This window comes from Streptomyces sp. NBC_01237, assembly GCF_035917275.1.
In the GTDB taxonomy this organism is placed as follows: Bacteria; Actinomycetota; Actinomycetes; order Streptomycetales; family Streptomycetaceae; genus Streptomyces.
Window position 1 is genome coordinate 3,416,585 of record NZ_CP108508.1, and the last position, 18,160, is coordinate 3,434,744.

Here is an 18,160-nt window from a genome sequence, read left to right on the forward strand (position 1 = left end):
TGCGGCGGCCCTTCGTCGTGCGGCCCTTCGTCGTGTGGTGCTTCTCGTCGTGCCTGCCGTACGGCTACGGCTCGTCGCGCCCTACAGCGCGTCACGCGGTGTGTCTCGTCGCGTGACGCGTCAGCGAGTACCGCGCAGCCTGCGCCACGGGGTGAACGTGAACACCGCGCCGCCCAGCAGGATCGCCGTACCGGCGACCAGGCCGAGTGCGCGCAGGGCGCCGTCGTCCTCGGCGCCGGTGGCGGCCAGGCCACCGCCGGAGTCCGTACCGCCGCCCGATGCCGCGGCGCCGCCGGAGCCCGCCGTGTCACCGCCCGACGCCCCGCCCGGCTGGGCGGAGGTGTCCAGTTCCAGCGAGGCCGCGACCCCCGCGGGCGGGGTGCAGGTCGTCGTCGTACCGGCGGCCAGCACGGTCAGCACGCCGGGGCTCAGCGTGGACTTCCCGCTCGCGCCCGGCTTGTACGTACCGGTGAGATCGGGGATCTCGATCGGTGCGCCGGTCTTGATGACCTCCTTGTTCAGGGGGCCCACGACATGGACGGTGCCCTTGTCCGCCCCGCCGAGCTTGACCTCCATGGAGGGCTTCACCTGGTTCGCCGGGATGTCGATCGGGCTGTCCATCACCGACTTGCTGAACTTCACGGTGAGGGCGTAGCCGCCGCCGCTCTTCTTGGCGCTGATCTTCACGGGGGACGTGGCGTTCTTGTCCCCGATGGGCGTCTTGCAGGCGTATGAAACGGACACTTCCTTGCCGGGGAAGTCGGTCTGCCCCTCGCCGCCGCCGCTGGAGCCACCGGAGTCCGTGCCCCCGGAGTCCGTGCCCCCGGCCGACGTACCGCCCGACGTAGTACCACCGGCGGTCGTACCCCCTGCCGTAGTGCCACCGGCGGTCGTACCGCCCGCCGTCGTGCCACCGGCGGTCGTGCCTCCGGTCGTGGTGCCGCCGCCCTCCGTCACCTTGATGGTGGCGCCGGGCTGGACGGCCTCCTTCGGGGCGCACTTGGTGTCCGTGGAGATCGGCTTGGACACGTTGATGCTGTACGCGTCCGGGGTCAGCGTGATCTCCCCGGCCTTGTCCAGCTTCAGTGTGCCCTTCATGTCGGGCAGCACCATGGGGCTGTTCTTGGGAATCGGCGGGTTCTGCCGCGGCCCTTCCAGCTTCAGCTCACCGCTCGCCGCACCGCCCACCTTGATGGTGCCGGTCGGCTTCACCGTGTCCTTGTCCAGGTCGAGGATGTCGGGATTCTTGGAAGCGGCGGCCACCGTCTTCCAGACGACCTCGATCTCGTCACCGACCTTCGCCTCTGCGGGCGCGGTCAGCTGCACCTTGGTGGTGCCCTGTACGGCGGGCAGCCCCGAAATGGGCGGCGGTATGCACTCCGTGCTGTACGAGACGTCGGCGGCCTGGGCCGGGCTCGCGGCCAGCACCATGCCCGCGCCGCCGAGCATCAGCGCGACTCCGGCCGCGCTCATCCTCCGTTGCGTGCTCACGAATGTCCCTTCGTCGTGGGTCGGTTCTCTGACGGTGCGGAATCCGGGGTGAACCACGGCAGCGCGGCCGTGGTCGTGGTCGCCGGGCCTTCGGCCGGGGGCGCCTGCGGTGCCGTGCCGCCCCTGCGGCGCGGGCGGGGCGGTTTCGCGGTCGCCTCCGGCGGCCGCGGGGGGCGGTGGCGGCCTGACCGGGCGCCCGCCCGGTCCGGGCGGGGCCGTACCTTGTCGACGATCGCCATGCCGATACGGAAGACGGCGGCCGGGACGACGACGCACAGCAGGATCCAGAAGAGCGTCACGCCCCAGGGGCGGCCCACTCCCCAGGGCTGCTCGGCCAGCACTTTCGTGCCGTACCGCAGGGAGACCTGGTAGTCGCCGTGGGCACCCGCCGTCAGTTCGACCGGGAGCTTGATCTGTGCCTTGCGGCCGGGCGCGACGGTGCCGCGCCACTGGTGTTCCTCCCACTGCGGGGCGTACACGCCGTGCGCGGTGCCCACCTCGAAGACGGGGTCCGTGACCGGGGCCGAGCCGAGATTGCCGACGGTGACGACCAGCCGCCGCGAAGCCGGGGCGCCGAACCAGGTGAGCAGTGAACTGTCGCCCTCCAGCCGGGTGGTGGCCAGTACCGCGAGCTTCCCGCCGGTCGGCCGCGGCAGCGGTGCCGTCGGGTGCCCGGCGACCGTGAACACCGCGTCGGAGACGGCCTGTTCCCCGGTCACCGTGACGACATGCACCACACACGGGCAGGGTTTGGGCGGCTCGGCCACCGGCATCTTCTTGCTGAAGGCGCCGGACCTGTCGGTGGTGACGGCCCTGCCCTCGGCGTTGGCGCACGAGTTGGTGCCGCCGATCACGCCCTTGTCCGGTGTGGACTGCCCGCAGATCAGCAGCATCAGCAGGGCGTCGGCCCGCCAGCCACTGCCCTTGACGGTGATCTCGCCGCCCTTGCCCGCCTCCTGCTTGGACAGGGTGACGGCGGGTCGGCCGTCCGCACGGGCACCGGTGGAGCCCAGGAGCAGCAGCGCGGGCAGCAGGCAGAGCAGCAGCACGACGAGCAGCTTCGGCAGCGGCGCGCGGAGCGGTACGGTCAGCGGCGCGCGGAGCGGTACGGGGGGTCGGCGGTGGTTGCCGCGTCCTGGGGTCGCCGGTCCGGTCAGTTCCCTCACGTGTCCGCTCCCGCCTTCACCACGTGCCTTTCGTCGGAGTCCTGTCGATGTCCGTAACGCGGCCGAAGCCGGTGCCCGAGCCGGAGCCGGTACGCGCCTGCGGCGAGGGCGCCCAGGACCAGCAGCGCACCGCCCGCCAACGGGGCTCCGGGGACGTACGTCGCCGAGGCCGACGCCTCGTCGTGCGCACCGCCCGCGGCCGTGACCCGCAGCCGGACCGTCGCGGAGTCGAGGGCGGGGGCGTCCCGCCAGGGTTCGGTGAGCTCCACCCGCTGTCCGGGGCGCAGTTCCAGCGGCAGGGCGCGGGCCTCGCGGCGCAGCAGCGCGCCGAAGACCCCGTCCGCGCTCACGGTCAGCCGCGGCGCCAGGGTCGCGTTGCCGCGGTTGACCAGCGTGTAGTGGATGGTGCGCCCGGACACCGCGACGTCCTCCACGGTGAGCGCGGCCAGCGTCGGCCCGCCGACCCTCAGCCGGATCGGGACACCCACCGTACGGCCGCCGCTCTCCGCCACGATCGCCCCGGGATGGTCGCCGGGCGCCGTGTCCGGGGGCACGGTGACGGCGAACGGCACCTCGGCACGGGTGCGGGCGGGCACGGTCACCTTCCCCGAGGCGAGCCGCAGCCATGCCCCGGCCCCGGTGGAGCCCTTCGCCTCCGGTACGACAGGGTCGGCGCCCTCCCGCCGGTTGGTGTCGGCGCCCCGCAGCCGTACGGTCAGCGGGGTCCGGCCGGGGTTGGTCACCGAGAGCCGGTCCTGGAGGACCGCTCCGGGTACGCCCTCCAGGTAGAAGTACGGCCGCCCGCTGTCGCCGGTACGGCCGCCCCCGGCCGCCGGCCGCGCCACCCAGCCGGTGGAGGTCGCGGTGTCCGAGGAGCCGTCCGCCGCCGCCACCGGGCTGATGGAGCAGGCGCACAGCAGTACGGTGAGCGCCGCTCGGGCGGCGTACGCGGTCAACGGCGACATGGACGGCTCAGCCCGGGTTCCGCTGCCCGCGCCGGGTCAGCCACAGCACCCCGGCCGCCCCGGTCAGCAGCACGGTGCCGCCGAGCGTGCCGAGCGCCGCCGCCGAGTCGAGCGGGCCGGTCTTCGGCAGTTCGCCGCCGCCCGCCGGAGTGGTCGCGGGGGTGCCGCCCGAGCCGCCCGAGGAGCCGCCCGAGCCCTGGACATCGAGTTCGAGCGAAGGACCGGGGCTGTTCTTGGGTGTGCAGGTGGTGGTCGTACCGACCGCCTTGATGGTGAGCACCCCGGCGGTGAAGGTGACCTTGCCGCTCTTCTTCGGGGTGTACGTGCCCGTCAAGTCACTGATCTTGATGGGAGTGTTGGGCGGGATCGCCTCCGAGTTGGCGGGTCCGGTCACCTGGATCTGCCCCTGCTCGGCGCCGCCCATCTTGATCACCGCGCTCGGCTTCATGGCCCCCTTGCCCAGTTCGACCGGACTGGAGGAGACGCCCTTCTGGAAGGACATGGTGAGCTGGTAGCCGCTGCCGCTCTTGACGCCCTTGATATCGATGGGCGACACCGCACCCTTGGGCCCGATGGGCGTCTGACACTGGTAGTTGACGTCCACGACCTCGGCATGCGCGGCGGGTGCGGCCATCAGCACCACCGAGCCCGCCAGCGCAGACGCCAGCGCCAGCGCTGTCCGCTTCTGGTTCGACACCTCGTGTTCCCCTCACGCCGGAAGTCGCCGCGCGCCATGTTCCGTACCGGCGCGATTTGCTGACGACACATCAGATTGGGCGCTCAAGGTACGCCCGGCGCCTTGTGGAGGGAAGACAAAGAGCGCGCCGATCCGGCGCGCTCCTGGGTGTTCATGGGTGTGGGTGGTGTGCGGGGAGGGACGGACGCGGTGACGCGCCGCGTGTTACGCGGGAGCGGCGAGTTCCGCCCAGACGGTCTTGCCCGGCTCCTCCGGCGTACGTTGCACGCCCCAGTCCAGGCAGAGCCGCTGCACGATGAACATGCCGTGACCACCGGGCCGTCCGGCCCGGTGCGGGGTACGCGGTGCGGGCTGCCCGGCACCGCGGTCGACGACCTCCACCCGCAGCACCTTCGCCATGCAGCCGATCCGGAGTTCCTCGGGGCCCTCCGCGTGCAGGCAGGCGTTGGTGACCAGCTCGGAGACGACCAGCAGGACGTCCTCGGCGGCGGCGCGGCGGTCGGCGGTGGACGCCGGGAGCCAGCCCCAGTCGTGGAGCGCCTGCCGGGCGAAGTCGCGGGCCATCGGCACGATGCCGCTGGCCTGCCCCAGTGAGAGCGTGCGCCACTGCCGCTCCGCCGGAACGGGCGAGGGTGCGCCCGCGCCGTCCGGCTCGCGGCCGAGGTCGCCCGGCGGATGCTGCCGGGTGGTGCTCATCAGCGCTTCACCTCACCGATTCACCGTGTCGCCATCGAACAGATACTGGTCAGATACAGAGTGTGCGGGCCGCCACGACGCCGCCGGGGTGTCTCCTGCCCGGCCGATTCGTGACAACACCCACTTCATCCACGCGATCGCGTGACACAGGCGACACTCAAGGCGCCCGGAGCCACGAAACCCGGCACGGTCAGGTGTCCAGCGCCTCCGCGAGAGTGGCGTGGACGGTGAAAACCGCCTCGGCCCCGGTGATCTCGAAAACTCTCGCCACTACGGGCAGCATGCCGGCCAAATGGACCCCTCCCCCGGCCGCCTCAGCCTTGAGGCGGGCACCGAGCAGCACATTCAGCCCGGTGGAATCACAGAATTCGAGGCGCGAGCAGTCGACCACCAGGCGCGCACGCCCCTGCTCGACCGCGCTCTCCAAAGGTTCCCGCAGCAGATCGGCGGTGTGGTGATCGAGCTCACCCACCGGCGTCACGATCTCGCTGCGTCCCTCGGTCCGGGCCTCGACGTGAAGTCGACCCCGGTTCGCACTGCCGACCGTCCCGCGGTCCATGCCCGTCCCTCTTCGCCGCTCGTCACTGTGCGCGTCACTGCCTGTGCGGCTGCTTGTACAGCTGCCGCCGACGTTCGTCAAACAGTACGCGTTCCGTACGCCACGCGGTAGTCGAAGAACTCAACAAAGCGGACATATAGCGGTATTTGGCGCTTGTAAGTCCCCATACGAACCGGGTAAGGGTAGAGGCACACCAGAAACACGGCCGGCTTTGGAGGCGCCGCTTCACCGCAGGAACACGTATGGGCATCGGCAGCCATATGCCGAGAACGATGGAGGAGAAGCATGTCACCCCGGCTCGACGAAGCGCGTACCCACAACGCGGCGTCGATATGTCCTCAGGGACCGACCGATTCCGACTCCCCTGCCGCGAGCGCCGTACCCGGCCCGCGCACCAGCACCACCAGCACCACCCTCAGTACCGCCGGCAACACCGGCACCGCCGCAGACAGCACCACCGCGGACACCGGCGACACGGGGCTCGAAGGACTTCCCGAGATCCCGCCCTACGCCGAAGTAGGGGCACTGGACGCCAGGGCGCTGTCGAAGACGCTCTTCGAGCGGCTCGAATCCCTCGAAGAGGGCACCCACGAGTACGCCTACGTCCGTAACACCCTGGTCGAACTCAACCTGGCCCTCGTCAAGTTCGCCGCCTCCCGGTTCCGCTCCCGCAGCGAACCGATGGAGGACATCGTCCAGGTCGGCACCATCGGCCTGATCAAGGCGATCGACCGGTTCGAGCTGAGCCGCGGAGTCGAGTTCCCGACGTTCGCGATGCCGACCATCGTCGGCGAGATCAAGCGTTTCTTCCGCGACACCAGCTGGTCCGTGCGCGTGCCGCGCCGCCTGCAGGAGCTGCGGCTCGACCTGGCCAAGGCGGGCGACGAGCTCGCCCAGAAGCTGGACCGCTCGCCCACCGTGAGCGAGCTGGCCGAGCGCCTGGGCATCACCGCCGACGAGGTCGTCGAGGGCATGGCCGCGAGCAACGCGTACACCGCGAGTTCGCTGGACGCCAAGCCCGAGGAGGACGAGCACGAAGGCGCGCTCGCGGACCGCATCGGTTACGAGGACCACGGACTCGAAGGCATCGAGTACGTCGAGTCCCTCAAGCCGCTCATCGCCGCGCTGCCTTCGCGGGACCGCATGATCCTCTCGCTCCGCTTCGTCTCCAATCTGACCCAGTCGGAGATCGGTGACGAGCTCGGCATCTCACAGATGCATGTGTCCAGGCTGCTCTCGCGGACGCTGGTCAAGCTCCGGAAGGGCCTGACCCTGGACGAATGACCGGTCCGCCCCCGGCGCCGGAGATCACTTGCGGAAGGACCTGCCCCAGCCATGGGCGCGGGTCCTTCCGCATGTACGGCCCCGTCACGCGGCCCCGCAGAGCGGTCACGTGCCGTGCACCGCGGCCCCGGTCAGGTGGCCTTCGTCAGGCGGCCCCGCTGAGCGGTCACATGCCTTGGCACCGCGGCCCCCGTCAAACGGCCCCCGTCGCGCGGTCAGACCGTGCGTTCGCCGCGCTGCCACACCGCGCCGACCAGCGGGACTCCCGGCCGGTAGGCGAGGTGGACATGGCTGGGAGCGTCCAGGAGTACGAGGTCGGCGCGGGCACCGGGCGTGATGCGGCCGATGTCCGTACGGCGCAGTGCGGCGGCGCCGCCCGCGGTGGCGGACCAGAGGGCTTCGTCGGGGGTCATGCCCATGTCGCGTACGGCGAGCGCGACGCAGAACGGCATGGACGAGGTGAACGACGAGCCCGGGTTGCAGTCCGTGGAGAGCGCGACGGTCGCGCCCGCGTCGAGGAGTCGGCGGGCGTCGGGCCAGCTCGCGCGGGTGGAGAACTCGGCGCCCGGGAGCAGGGTGGCGACCGTGGCGCCCTGTCCCAGGGCGTCGACGTCGGCGTCGGTGAGGTGGGTGCAGTGGTCGGCGGAGGCGGCGTCGAGTTCGACGGCGAGCTGGACGCCGGGGCCGTACGTCAGCTGATTGGCGTGGATGCGGGGGTGCAGGCCCCTGGCGCGGCCCGCGGTGAGGACGGCGCGGGCCTGGTCGCCGTCGAAGGCGCCCTTCTCGCAGAAGACGTCGATCCACCGCGCGTGCGGGGCGCAGGCGTCCAGCATGGGACCGGTGACGAGGTCGACGTAGCCGGCCGGGTCGTCGGCGTATTCGGCGGGCACGACGTGGGCGCCGAGATAGGTGACCTCGTCGGTGTGGCGGGAGGCGATGCGCAGGGCGCGGGCCTCGTCCTCGACGGTGAGCCCGTAGCCGGACTTCGTCTCGAACGTGGTGGTGCCCTGGCGCAGGGCCTCGGCGAGGTAGTGGGCGACGTTGGCGGAGAGTTCGTCGTCGGAGGCCGCGCGGGTGGCCGCGACCGTGGTCCGGATGCCACCCGCGGTGTAGGGGCGGCCCGACATCCGGGCGTTGAACTCCTGGGTGCGGTCGCCCGCGAAGAGGAGGTGGGAGTGGGAGTCGACGAAGCCGGGGATCACCGCTCGGCCGGCCGCGTCGAGGGCGTTGTCAGTGGCGGGTGCTTTGCTTGATTCACCGGTCCAGACGACGCGGTCGCCCTCGATGACGACGGCCGCGTCCCGGATCAGGCCCAGGGGGGTCCCGTTTCCGAGGGAGGGGTCATTGGTGACCAGGCTGGCGATGTTGGTGATGGCGGTCGTCGTCATCTGGAGACCGTTCTCCTTGGGTTCCGGCTCGGGTCGGGCCGGTTCGGGTGGCTCCGGCGGTTCGGGGGTTTCCCGTGGCTCCGGCGGTTCGGGGCTCAGCCGTGCAGGGCGGCGATGGCTGAGGCGAGTGCTCCGGGGACGTCCTCGATCCGTGTGTGCAGACCGTCCCGGACGATGTGCCGTCCGCCCACGACCGTATGGCGTACATCAGCGGCGGAGGCGGCGAATACGGCTGCTTCGGCTGCCATCCGGGGCACCGGCCCCGCTGTTCTGACGGAGTCCAGGGCGATGGTCGTGAGGTCGGCGGGCGCACCGGGTTCGAGGGTGCCCGCGTCCGGCCGGCCGAGTGCGGTGTGCCCGCCCGCGGAGGCGGCGCGGAGCAGGGCCGCCGCCGTCCAGTGGCCGCGCCGATGGGTGCGCAGGCGCTCGTTGAGCTCCATCGCGCGGGCCTCTTCGAAGAGGTCGATGACGGCGTGGCTGTCGCTGCCCAGGGAGAGCGGCGAGCCCGCCCGCTGGAGGGCGGCGGCGGGACCGATGCCGTCGGCGAGGTCGCGTTCGGTGGTGGGACACATGCAGGTGCCGGTGGCGGAGGAGCCGATCAGCCCGATGTCCTCCTCGGTGAGATGCGTGTTGTGGACCCCGGTGGTGCGCGGGCCGAGGACCCCGTGGTCGGCGAGGAGCCGGGTGGGGGTGCGGCCGTGGGCGGCACGGCAGGCGTCGTTCTCCGCGGTCTGCTCGGAGAGGTGGACGTGGAGCGGGGCCTGCCGTTCCTCGGCCCAGGCCGCGACGGTGGCCAGCTGCGGCGCCGGGACGGCCCGTACGGAGTGGATGGCGGCGCCGATCAGCGTGTGGTCGTCGCCCTTGAGGAGGGAGGCGCGTTCGGCCCAGGCATCGGCGGTGGTGTCGGAGAAGCGCAGCTGGTGCCGGTTGGGCTTCTCGCCGAATCCGGCGGCGAGGTAGGCGGTGTCCAGCAGGGTGATGCGAATGCCCGCTTCGGCCGCGGCGGCGATGAGCGCCTCGCCCATCGCGTTCGGGTTGTCGTAGGGCGTGCCGCCGGGCGCGTGGTGCAGATAGTGGAATTCGCCGACGGAGGTGATGCCGGCCAGGGCCATTTCGGCGTACGTGGCACGGGCGAGGTCGAAGTAGGTGTCGGGGGTGAGCCGGGCGGCGGCCTGGTACATCAGCTCGCGCCAGGTCCAGAAGGTGCCGGAGCCCACCTGGACGGTGGAGCGCAGGGCCCGGTGGAAGGCGTGCGAGTGGGTGTTGGCGAGGCCGGGGAGCGTCAGGCCGCGCAGCACCGTGGCGCCGGGCGGCGGTGTGTCGACGCCGGTGCGGACCCCGGCGATGCGGTCCCCGGCGACGTCCAGGGTGACGCCCGGCTCGACATGGGTGCCGAGCCAGGCGTGGGACATCCAGTACGTCGCGGTGACGGGCTTGCCGGTGGGCTCCGTTGTCAGCTGCACGCGAGACCTTCCAGTACGTCGGCGAGTGCGATCACCCCGGCCACGCAGTCGTCCTCGGCGGCGTGCTCGGCCGGCGAGTGCGAGATTCCGGTGGGGTTCCGTACGAACAGCATGGCGGTAGGTACCGAAGCGGACAAAATACCCGCGTCGTGTCCCGCGCCGGTGCCGAGGACGGGTACGGCGCGCCCCGTGTCACCGGCGCCGCCCCGCGCTCCGCGACCGCCTTCGAGAATCTTGGAGAGCTCGTCGCGCAGGGCGTGCTCGAACTCCACCACGGGTGTGAAGGACTCCCGTACGACATCGAGATCGATCCCGGCCCGTTCGGCGTACTCCCGGGCCGCGCGTTCGATGCCGGTGACGACTGCGTCGAGGGTGGCCTGGTCGGCGGCGCGCGAGTCGAGCCAGCCGCGTACGAGGGAGGGGATGGCGTTGACCCCGTTCGGCTCGACCGCGATCTTGCCGAAGGTGGCGAGGGCGCCGGTCAGTTCCGCCTCACGGCGGGCGGCCAGCACGGTCTCGGCGTACGTGAGCATGGGGTCGCGCCGGTCGACGAGGCGGGTGGTGCCCGCGTGGTTGGCCTCGCCCCGGAAGTCGAACCGCCAGCGCCCGTGCGGCCAGATGGCGGAGGCGATCCCGACCCGGTCACCGCTGAGGTCGAGGGCACGTCCCTGTTCGACGTGGAGTTCGACGAACGCTCCGATACGGGCGAGGCGTTCCGGATCGGGACCGATGGCCTCGGGGTCGTATCCGGCGGCCTCCATGGCCCGCGGGAGGGTGATGCCGTCCGCGTCGCGGAGCCGGTGGGCGTCCTGCGCGGTCAGCCGTCCGGCGGTGAGCCGGGAGCCGACGCAGGCGAGGCCGAAGCGGGCACCTTCCTCGTCACCGAAGTTGGTGATGGCCAGCGGCCGGACGAGCCGGGCTCCCCTGCGGCGGAGCTCATCGAGCGCGGCGAAGGAGGAGACGACGCCGAGGGGGCCGTCGAAGGCGCCCCCGTCCGGTACGGAGTCGAGGTGCGAGCCGGTGACGACGGCGTCACCGGCCAGGGGGTCGCCGAGCCAGGCCCACTGGTTGCCGTTGCGGTCGACCTCATGGGTGAGCCCGCGGGCCTCGGCCTGCTGCCGGAACCAGGCCCGGCAGTCGGCGTCCGCCCCGGACCAGGCGTACCGCCGGTATCCACCACTGCCGGAGTCCCGCCCGAGGGGCGCGAGCTCGGCCCACATCTCGGTGAACGAGGCTGGTGAGGTCGGTGAGGCCGGTGAGGTCGGTGAGGTCGGTGAGGCCAGTGAGTCGGACGAAGCCAGTGAGGCCGGTGAAGCTGATGGGGTGAGTGAAGCCCCTGAGGTCGGTGAGGCGGGTGATGTCCGTGGGTGGGGCGGGACGGGTGAGGGGGAATCGTCGCCCCGGAGGTCGCTCACGCGTCCTCGCCCCCGCCCTCGCGCATCGGGATGCGGACGCCCTTCTCGTCGGCCACGCGCTCCGCGATGTCGTAGCCCGCGTCGACGTGCCGGATGACGCCCATGCCGGGGTCATTGGTGAGCACGCGGCGGATCTTCTCGCCCGCGAGCTTCGTGCCGTCCGCGACGGAGACCTGGCCCGCGTGGAGGGAGCGGCCCATGCCGACGCCGCCGCCGTGGTGGATGGAGACCCAGGAGGCGCCGGACGCGACGTTCACCATGGCGTTCAGCAGCGGCCAGTCGGCGATCGCGTCGGAGCCGTCGAGCATGGCCTCCGTCTCGCGGTACGGGGAGGCGACCGAGCCGCAGTCGAGGTGGTCGCGGCCGATCGCGAGCGGCGCGGCGAGGGTGCCGTTGCCGACCATGTCGTTGAACATGTCGCCCGCCTTGTCGCGCTCGCCCTGGCCGAGCCAGCAGATGCGCGCGGGGAGCCCCTGGAACTGGACCCGCTCACCGGCCATCTTGATCCAGCGGTGCAGGGACTCGTTCTCCGGGAAGAGCTCCAGGATCGCCTTGTCCGTCTTGTGGATGTCGGACGCCTCGCCGGACAGCGCCGCCCAGCGGAACGGCCCCCTGCCCTCGCAGAAGAGCGGCCGGATGTACGCGGGCACGAAGCCCGGGAAGTCGAAGGCACGCTCGTATCCGGCGAGTTGGGCCTCGCCCCGGATGGAGTTGCCGTAGTCGAAGACCTCCGCCCCGGCGTCCATGAAGCCGACCATCGCCTCGACGTGCGCGGCCATCGACTCCCGCGCCCGCAGGGTGAAGTCGGCGGGCTTCTCGGCGGCGTACGAGGCCATGTCGTCGAAGTCGATGCCGCGCGGCAGATAGGCCAGCGGGTCGTGCGCGCTCGTCTGGTCGGTGACGATGTCGACCGGGGCGCCCTCGGCGAGCATGCGGGGCAGCAGCTCCGCCGCGTTGCCGAGCAGCCCGATGGAGAGCGGGCGCCGGGCGTCGCGGGCCTCGACGGCCAGCTGGAGGGCGTGCTCCAGGCTGTCGGCCCTCACATCCAGGAAGCGGTGCTCGATCCGGCGCTCGATGGCGCGCGGGTCGCAGTCGATACAGATCGCGACGCCGTCGTTCATGGTGACGGCGAGCGGCTGGGCGCCGCCCATGCCGCCGAGCCCGGCGGTCAGGGTGATCGTCCCGGCGAGCGTCCCGCCGAACTTCTTCGCGGCGACGGCGGCGAACGTCTCGTACGTGCCCTGGAGGATGCCCTGCGTGCCGATGTAGATCCACGACCCGGCGGTCATCTGGCCGTACATGGTGAGCCCGAGGGCCTCCAGGCGGCGGAACTCCTCCCAGTTCGCCCAGTCCCCCACCAGATTGGAGTTGGCGATCAGGACGCGCGGCGCCCACTCGTGGGTCTGCATGACGCCGACCGGCCGCCCGGACTGGACGAGCATCGTCTCGTCCTGCTTGAGCGTGCGCAGCGTACGGACCATGGCGTCGAACGAGCGCCAGTCGCGGGCCGCCTTCCCGGTACCGCCGTAGACGACGAGCTTGTCGGGGTGCTCGGCGACCTCGGGGTCGAGGTTGTTCTGCAACATGCGCAGGGCGGCTTCCTGCTGCCATCCCAGGGCGCTCAGTTCGGTACCGCGCGGTGCCCGTACGGGGCGGGGTCCTGACATGGGGATGCCTCCTCGCGACTGTGATCTCTGTATTCACATCCTGGAGGTCTGAATACTTATAGTCAACAGGCGCGCGCCACGCCGCCGCCGGGCGGACCTTCCCCGTCACACATACCCGGGGGCCCGCGAGCAGACCCCCTGAGGGCCGTCCCGTGCGCGGCTCCGGCCACGGCCGCCCCCGCCGCGGTCTCCTCCGCGCGCCCGCTCACGCGCTCCCTTCGCACACCTGCTCGTACGCTCCCCTCGCACGCCCATGCGCACGCTCCCACGCGCTGGTCGTACGCCCCTATATACGCACCGGCGCATGTACCAAGCGAAAATGCCGGAACCTCCGCCCGCCGTAAATACGTTGCGTAGCCTCGGGGTCACAGCCGAACGCCATGCCGGGAGGGGAGTGCGTGTGCCCGGAATCGACGAGTGCCTGCTCGAAGTCATGAGGCTGCCCGGCGCCCGCGGCGCCGCGGTGGTCGACTGGACGAGCGGTCTCGCCCTCGGCACCATCGGCGACTCGCCCAACGGCGATCACGAGGCCACCGCCGCCGAGACGGCCGAGGTGGCGAGGATGGCGGCCGAGCAGCCCGCCTTCGCCCTCCTCCCGTCGCAGGACGGCCCCGAGCAGCCGTCGGGATCGCCGGGCACCCCGGTCGAGGACGTCATCATCACCACCCGCGCCGGGTACCACATCCTCCGGTTCGTCGAGACGGCGTTCGACAGCAGCGTCTTCCTCCATCTCTGGCTGGACCGTACGCAGGGCAACCTCGCCCTCGCCCGGATCCGGCTCGGCGAGATGGCCGAGCGGATGGTCCTGGCATGAGTCCCGGGGCGACCGCCTCCGGTGCCACAGCCCCCGCCGGCTCCGGGGAGGACACCGGACCGGGCACCGTGCTCTCCCCGATGCTCCAGCGCCTCGCCGCCGAACGGGCCACCGGCGCCCTGCTGCGCGATCGCGGCACGCTCTACCTCGCCGACGGCCAGGTGGTGCACGCCGAGAGCCCGGCCACCCCCGGTATCGACGTCCTGCTCACCACGGGCGGAACCCTGCGGCACGAGGGCTGGTGGGACGCGATCGCCCAGGCGGGGGCCGGGCGGCGGGTGGGCCGCTACCTCGTGGACAGCGGCCATGTGCCGGGCGGTGCACTGGAGTTGTGTCATCTGGGGGCGTTGTACGACGCCGCGTTCTTCGCGCTCTCCCCGACCGGGACCCCGGCCAGGTTCCGCTACGGGGTCTCCCACTGGATCGGCCCCGTCCGCCCCGTACCGGTGGCGGCGGTGCTGCGCGAGACGCTGCGGCGCCGGGAGCTGCTGGACCGGATCTGGCCCGACGCGGTGACCGACAGCGCCCCGCTGGCCCGGACGGCGCACCCCGTGGACACCCCGGTACCGCCCCGTCAGCGCCGGGTCCTGGACCTGGTCGACGGCGTGCGTACGGCCTCGGACATCGCGCGGGAGCTGGGCCGTTCGGCGTTCCACATCCTGGTCGGCCTGCGACGGCTCACGGCGGCCGGGCTGGTCGAGGCGGTCGGTCCGGCCGCGGCGACGGCCGGCCGCACGCCGGACCGGGTCACGCTGCCCGAGGTCACGGCAGACCCCGATGTCGCCCTGCTGCGCCAGCTCAGAGACGCATTGGAGGCCCTGTGATACGCGCGCTCAGACAGCGTGCCGGGAGGAGACAGCTGATGGTGCCCGAGGTCGACGTGCGCGATGTCCTCGCCGAACTTCAGCGATTACGGGCCCGGGTGCCCCTCCTCGCCGGTGCGCTTGCGGCCAGCACCGACGGCCTGGTCCTGGCCCATGACACCCCCGGGGTGGAGGCCGAAGGCGTCGCCGCGCTGACGGCCGCCGCCCTCGGCGTCGCGATCCGGATGACCGACGCCACCGGCCGGGGCGGCTTCCGTGAACTCCTGGTCCGCGGCGAGAACGGCTACATCGCCACGTACGCGGCCGGCTCCGCCGCCGTGCTCACGCTGCTGGCCGAGGACCGCATCAACGTCGGCCGGCTCCATCTGGAGGGCCGCCGGGCGGGCGTCCGTATCGGCGAACTCGTCGACGCCGCCCTCGCGCACTCCGCCCGCCCCGCACCCCCGACGACCCGCGCCCCGAGCGCGGGTACCGACCGGAGCGGCACGCTGCCGCAGCGCCCCACGTAGCGACGCCCCCGCCGAATCCACCGGGACGGCCCCTCACCAGACCTCACGAAACCCGTCGCACGACCCGTCGCGCGCCCCCGTCCCACGACCCGTCACACACCCCGTCGCACAGCCCGTCAGAGAAACCGGAACCGGTCGCCCCGACCGGCCAGGGAAAGGGAACGAGCACTCATGGCCAACACCCAAACGTCACTCCAGCAAGCGATGACGTCCATCGAGGGGGCCCTCGGTGTCGCACTCGTCGACTACACCAGCGGCATGGCCCTGGGCACCCTCGGCGGCAGCAAGGACTTCAATCTGGAGGTCGCGGCCGCGGGCAACACCGATGTCGTGCGCGCCAAGCTCCGCACCATGGAGCACCTGGGCATCAAGGACGAGATCGAGGACATACTGATCACCCTGGGCGGGCAGTACCACCTGATCCGGCTGCTCAAGGCAGGCGGCGGCAACGGCCTGTTCCTCTACCTGGTGCTGGACTCCGGCCGCGCCAACCTGGCGATGGCCCGCCACCAGCTGAGGCGCATCGAGGCGGACCTGGAGGTCTGACCCCGGCCGCCCGGCACCGGAGAGCTCAGCGGCGGCGCCGCGCCCCGCCCGGCGCGGCGTCCCCCGCCACCGGCCCCGTCGTCCGGTACCCCTTCACCCGCCTGCCCGCGGGCCGTCCGCGCTCCACCCAGTCGGTGCGCACCCAGTACAGGACGTCGTCCCGCTGCTCGCGCCGACCGATCCGTACGGCCTTGATCCAGAGACCGGCGCCCGCCCCGGCGAGCAGGAGACCCCCGGCCCCGGGCAGCACCAGCCCGGCGGCGAGTGCCGCCACGAACGCCCCGACCAGCCACCACCGGTGCCCGCGCCGCCAGTCGCGTACGGTCACGGCCCGGTCCTGGAGGAAGTCGGTGCGCCCGGCGCGGGTGGCGCCCCGGGCCAGTTCCGCGTACCGCCCGCCGCGCACCAGGGCGACGACGGCCGCGGTGACGAGGAACAACGCGGCCCCGGCCAGGAGACCGATGCGGCGCCCGGTGAGCCCCGGCAGGAGTGCCCCGACCGCGGCGGCCAGCAGTCCGGGCCACCACAGCGGTGCGGCTCCGGCCCGTACGATCACGGCCACCCGTGCCAGTGACTGCGCTCCGCGCCCCATGTCCGTACCCCTCTCCGCGCCTGACCGTGTGCTTCTGGGCGCGGAGATTAATGGCTGTAGATGAGTGACGTCTGAGAACCGGGGCGGGCCACGGGCGCGAGCAGGTCATGGGCACGCGGCCGGCCGCGAGCCGCTCCATGGCGGGCCGCTCCCCGGCGCTACTCCACGAACAGCCCGCGCGCCACGGCACGCGCGTCGAACTCCTCCAGGCGCGCCTGCGCCTCCGGCAGCCCGTCGCACATCGCCTCCAGCAGCACGCGCCCCAGCAGCATCGGCGCGCACACGGTGTCGAAGGCGAGCCCGGAGCCGACCGCCGCCGGAATCAGCAGATCGCTGTACCCGGCCACCGGGGCGAACGCCGAGTCCGCGACGGTCACCACGGTCAGCCCGCGCCCCTGGGCGTACGCGAGCGCGTCCACGACCTCCTTCGGGTGGCGCGGCAGCGCGAAGCACATCAGTGCGGAGGCCCCCGCCCGGCGGGCGGAGTCGATCCGGTCGTACAGCGTGCTGCCGCCCTCGTCGAGCACCCGGACGTCGGGGTGCACCTTGGCGGCGAAGTACCCGAAGCCGCGCGCCTGCGAGGACGCGGCCCGCAGCCCGAGCACGGGCAGGGGGCACGACCCGGCCAGCAGCTGTCCCGCCCGCTCCACGGGCCCGGGGTCGGCGAGCAGTTCGGACAGCTGGCGCAGGTTCTCGATCTCGGCCCGGACGGCCTGCTGGTACTCGTTGTACGTGTCCTCGGCGTCGGCCCGCTGCCCGTCGGCGGGCGCGACCTCGCGCAGGTGTCTGCGCAGCGCCGGATACCCGTCGAACCCGAGCGCGACCGCGAACCGGGTGACGGACGGCTGGCTCACTCCGGCCAGTTCGGCCAGTTCGACGCTGGAGAGGAAGGGCGCGTCGGCGGCCCGGCGCACCATGCAGTGCGCGATACGCCGTTGGGTGGGCGTGAGCCGGTGCCCCTCGAAGAGCCGCTGCAACCGTGCAGCGGGGCTGCTCCCGCTCATGGTGTCCCCTCCGGAGTCCGTCACCGACGCATCCATTCAGCCAGTCGGCGGGCTGCATGTCCATATACAGGCCGCCGGATCACCGGGCCGAGAGACCGTACAGGCCGCCGGATCACGGGCCGAGGAACCGTACAGGCCGCCGGATCACCGGGCCGAGGGGCTCCGGGCCGCGGACGGAACGCGGCGCGGTGCCCGGCATCCGGGCCCAACAGGGGGGCTAGCCCTACTGCGCAGGCCCCCTCCGGCTTCGTACCGTGAGGAGCATGGAAGCCCGTGACCACGAGCTCAAGAAGGAGCTCGACGCCACCCTCCAGGCCCGCGGCGAACTGGGGCCGGAGTACGAGTCCGCGCTCATCGACTCGTTCCTGGAGAAGGTCGAGCAGCGCCTCGACACCACGCTCGACCGTCAGGTGCGGCGCCAGCTGGCCGAGCGGCAGATGTCCACGGCCCGGGGTGCCCGCTCGCCCCGGGCCGCCGAGAACTTCGGCGAGCGCTTCGGTTTCGGGGTGATCTCGCTGATCCTGGCCATCCCGCTCTCCGCGATCGGCGTCGCCAACGCGGGCATCAAGGGGCTCGTCGTGGCCTGGCTCGGGATCGTCGGCGTGAACGCGGTCCACGCGGCGCGGGACGGCGGGCTGTTCCGGCAGGCCGACCGGCGGCCGAAGTCCGACTGGGACGACTGAGGCGGCTGCCCGGCCCGCACCTCAGGTGGACGGCTGTCCGGTCCGCAGGACATTCCGCACGACACGCAGGGGGCTGTGGCGGCTGTCCGGCCCCGGACACGCATATGTGCCCGCCCCGGACACGCATATGTCGCGGGGACCGCCGCACCCCCGGTTGCCCGGGGGGCGGGACGACGGCGGTCCCCGCGAGGGACGCGGTCCGGGTCAGGGCCGGGTGCCCGCGTCCTGGCGACGGTGGAGGTCCGGGAGCCGCTCCGTAATCCAATGTCGCCGTATGTGGTGCCGGCGGGTTTCCCTGCCGACACCCACCAATCTGCCGGAGTCGTGTTAAGCCGGTGCTGCGCGGACGTGACGCGCTCGTACCGTTTTCGCGAAGGCCCGGCCCACCTCGGCACGG

18 protein-coding genes are annotated in these 18,160 nt (G+C 72.3%); 6 read left to right on the top strand and 12 right to left on the bottom strand.

Annotated features, from left to right (window positions below; all coding sequences use genetic code 11):
• Positions 1-120 precede the first annotated feature (120 nt).
• The 6 genes from OG251_RS14965 to OG251_RS14990 all read right to left on the bottom strand — a co-directional run bounded on the left by OG251_RS14965 (position 121) and on the right by OG251_RS14990 (position 5,574).
• Positions 121-1,473, bottom strand: a complete 1,353-nt coding sequence (locus OG251_RS14965; RefSeq protein ID WP_326681269.1) for a hypothetical protein — start codon at positions 1,471-1,473, stop codon at positions 121-123.
• Positions 1,474-1,487: 14 nt separating this feature from the next.
• On the bottom strand, positions 1,488-2,648 hold the full coding sequence (locus tag OG251_RS14970) for a hypothetical protein (protein ID WP_442818421.1): 1,161 nt from the start codon (positions 2,646-2,648) through the stop codon (positions 1,488-1,490).
• A 5-nt stretch (positions 2,649-2,653) separates the two neighbouring features.
• Positions 2,654-3,622 carry a COG1470 family protein gene (locus OG251_RS14975; protein WP_326677637.1) on the bottom strand — a complete coding sequence of 323 codons (969 nt, stop codon included), beginning with the start codon at positions 3,620-3,622 and terminating at the stop codon, positions 2,654-2,656.
• A gap of 7 nt (positions 3,623-3,629) precedes the next feature.
• The gene (locus OG251_RS14980) at positions 3,630-4,319 is read right to left on the bottom strand and encodes a peptidase (protein WP_326677638.1); all 690 of its coding nucleotides are present in this window, start codon (positions 4,317-4,319) and stop codon (positions 3,630-3,632) included.
• 204 nt (positions 4,320-4,523) lie between these two features.
• The gene (locus OG251_RS14985) at positions 4,524-5,015 is read right to left on the bottom strand and encodes an ATP-binding protein (protein ID WP_326677639.1); all 492 of its coding nucleotides are present in this window, start codon (positions 5,013-5,015) and stop codon (positions 4,524-4,526) included.
• A 190-nt stretch (positions 5,016-5,205) separates the two neighbouring features.
• Positions 5,206-5,574 (bottom strand): STAS domain-containing protein, encoded by a 369-nt coding sequence (locus OG251_RS14990; protein ID WP_326677640.1) that lies wholly within the window; start codon positions 5,572-5,574, stop codon positions 5,206-5,208.
• A gap of 285 nt (positions 5,575-5,859) precedes the next feature.
• Here OG251_RS14990 and OG251_RS14995 point away from each other — a divergent pair, with 285 nt between their 5' ends.
• Positions 5,860-6,858 (top strand): RNA polymerase sigma factor SigF, encoded by a 999-nt coding sequence (locus OG251_RS14995; RefSeq protein WP_326677641.1) that lies wholly within the window; start codon positions 5,860-5,862, stop codon positions 6,856-6,858.
• Positions 6,859-7,073: 215 nt separating this feature from the next.
• Here the strand turns inward: OG251_RS14995 and hutI are convergent, their stop codons facing one another.
• The 4 genes from hutI to hutU all read right to left on the bottom strand — a co-directional run bounded on the left by hutI (position 7,074) and on the right by hutU (position 12,791).
• Positions 7,074-8,246 (bottom strand): imidazolonepropionase, encoded by a 1,173-nt coding sequence (hutI, locus tag OG251_RS15000; protein WP_326677642.1) that lies wholly within the window; start codon positions 8,244-8,246, stop codon positions 7,074-7,076.
• 95 nt (positions 8,247-8,341) lie between these two features.
• A complete protein-coding gene (locus OG251_RS15005; protein ID WP_326677643.1) occupies positions 8,342-9,709 on the bottom strand; it encodes a formimidoylglutamate deiminase in 1,368 nt (455 codons plus the stop codon).
• The gene (locus OG251_RS15010) at positions 9,700-10,929 is read right to left on the bottom strand and encodes an allantoate amidohydrolase (RefSeq protein ID WP_326677644.1); all 1,230 of its coding nucleotides are present in this window, start codon (positions 10,927-10,929) and stop codon (positions 9,700-9,702) included. The genes OG251_RS15005 and OG251_RS15010 overlap by 10 nt, the downstream gene beginning before the upstream one ends.
• Before the next feature lie 191 nt (positions 10,930-11,120).
• Entirely contained in the window at positions 11,121-12,791 is a 1,671-nt protein-coding gene (gene hutU / locus OG251_RS15015) for a urocanate hydratase (RefSeq protein WP_326677645.1), read from the bottom strand.
• 400 nt (positions 12,792-13,191) lie between these two features.
• Between hutU and OG251_RS15020 the strand changes: the two genes are divergently transcribed.
• The 4 genes from OG251_RS15020 to OG251_RS15035 all read left to right on the top strand — a co-directional run bounded on the left by OG251_RS15020 (position 13,192) and on the right by OG251_RS15035 (position 15,484).
• Positions 13,192-13,605: a hypothetical protein gene (locus OG251_RS15020; RefSeq protein WP_326677646.1), complete on the top strand. Its 414-nt coding sequence runs from the start codon at positions 13,192-13,194 to the stop codon at positions 13,603-13,605.
• Between the two features lie 80 nt (positions 13,606-13,685).
• Complete coding sequence (locus tag OG251_RS15025; RefSeq protein ID WP_326681271.1) at positions 13,686-14,429, top strand: transcriptional regulator; 744 nt, start codon at positions 13,686-13,688, stop codon at positions 14,427-14,429.
• A gap of 38 nt (positions 14,430-14,467) precedes the next feature.
• Positions 14,468-14,938, top strand: a complete 471-nt coding sequence (locus tag OG251_RS15030) for a roadblock/LC7 domain-containing protein (RefSeq protein ID WP_326677647.1) — start codon at positions 14,468-14,470, stop codon at positions 14,936-14,938.
• 171 nt (positions 14,939-15,109) lie between these two features.
• On the top strand, positions 15,110-15,484 hold the full coding sequence (locus tag OG251_RS15035) for a hypothetical protein (RefSeq protein ID WP_326677648.1): 375 nt from the start codon (positions 15,110-15,112) through the stop codon (positions 15,482-15,484).
• A gap of 25 nt (positions 15,485-15,509) precedes the next feature.
• Here OG251_RS15035 and OG251_RS15040 read toward each other — a convergent pair whose 3' ends face one another.
• Positions 15,510-16,076, bottom strand: a complete 567-nt coding sequence (locus OG251_RS15040) for a hypothetical protein (protein WP_326677649.1) — start codon at positions 16,074-16,076, stop codon at positions 15,510-15,512.
• A gap of 158 nt (positions 16,077-16,234) precedes the next feature.
• A complete protein-coding gene (locus OG251_RS15045; RefSeq protein ID WP_326677650.1) occupies positions 16,235-17,080 on the bottom strand; it encodes a MurR/RpiR family transcriptional regulator in 846 nt (281 codons plus the stop codon).
• Between the two features lie 263 nt (positions 17,081-17,343).
• Between OG251_RS15045 and OG251_RS15050 the strand changes: the two genes are divergently transcribed.
• Entirely contained in the window at positions 17,344-17,763 is a 420-nt protein-coding gene (locus OG251_RS15050) for a hypothetical protein (RefSeq protein ID WP_326677651.1), read from the top strand.
• Positions 17,764-18,160: the final 397 nt, after the last annotated feature.

Coding starts and splice junctions, on each gene's coding strand:
- OG251_RS14965 (WP_326681269.1), bottom strand. CDS start 1,473: ATGAGCGCGGCCGGAGTCGCGCTGATGCTCGGCGGCGCGGGCATGGTG.
- OG251_RS14975 (WP_326677637.1), bottom strand. CDS start 3,622: ATGTCGCCGTTGACCGCGTACGCCGCCCGAGCGGCGCTCACCGTACTG.
- OG251_RS14985 (WP_326677639.1), bottom strand. CDS start 5,015: ATGAGCACCACCCGGCAGCATCCGCCGGGCGACCTCGGCCGCGAGCCG.
- OG251_RS14990 (WP_326677640.1), bottom strand. CDS start 5,574: ATGGACCGCGGGACGGTCGGCAGTGCGAACCGGGGTCGACTTCACGTC.
- OG251_RS14995 (WP_326677641.1), top strand. CDS start 5,860: ATGTCACCCCGGCTCGACGAAGCGCGTACCCACAACGCGGCGTCGATA.
- hutI (WP_326677642.1), bottom strand. CDS start 8,246: ATGACGACGACCGCCATCACCAACATCGCCAGCCTGGTCACCAATGAC.
- OG251_RS15010 (WP_326677644.1), bottom strand. CDS start 10,929: ATGTGGGCCGAGCTCGCGCCCCTCGGGCGGGACTCCGGCAGTGGTGGA.
- hutU (WP_326677645.1), bottom strand. CDS start 12,791: ATGTCAGGACCCCGCCCCGTACGGGCACCGCGCGGTACCGAACTGAGC.
- OG251_RS15025 (WP_326681271.1), top strand. CDS start 13,686: ATGCTCCAGCGCCTCGCCGCCGAACGGGCCACCGGCGCCCTGCTGCGC.
- OG251_RS15030 (WP_326677647.1), top strand. CDS start 14,468: ATGGTGCCCGAGGTCGACGTGCGCGATGTCCTCGCCGAACTTCAGCGA.
- OG251_RS15035 (WP_326677648.1), top strand. CDS start 15,110: ATGGCCAACACCCAAACGTCACTCCAGCAAGCGATGACGTCCATCGAG.
- OG251_RS15040 (WP_326677649.1), bottom strand. CDS start 16,076: ATGGGGCGCGGAGCGCAGTCACTGGCACGGGTGGCCGTGATCGTACGG.
- OG251_RS15045 (WP_326677650.1), bottom strand. CDS start 17,080: ATGAGCGGGAGCAGCCCCGCTGCACGGTTGCAGCGGCTCTTCGAGGGG.
- OG251_RS15050 (WP_326677651.1), top strand. CDS start 17,344: ATGGAAGCCCGTGACCACGAGCTCAAGAAGGAGCTCGACGCCACCCTC.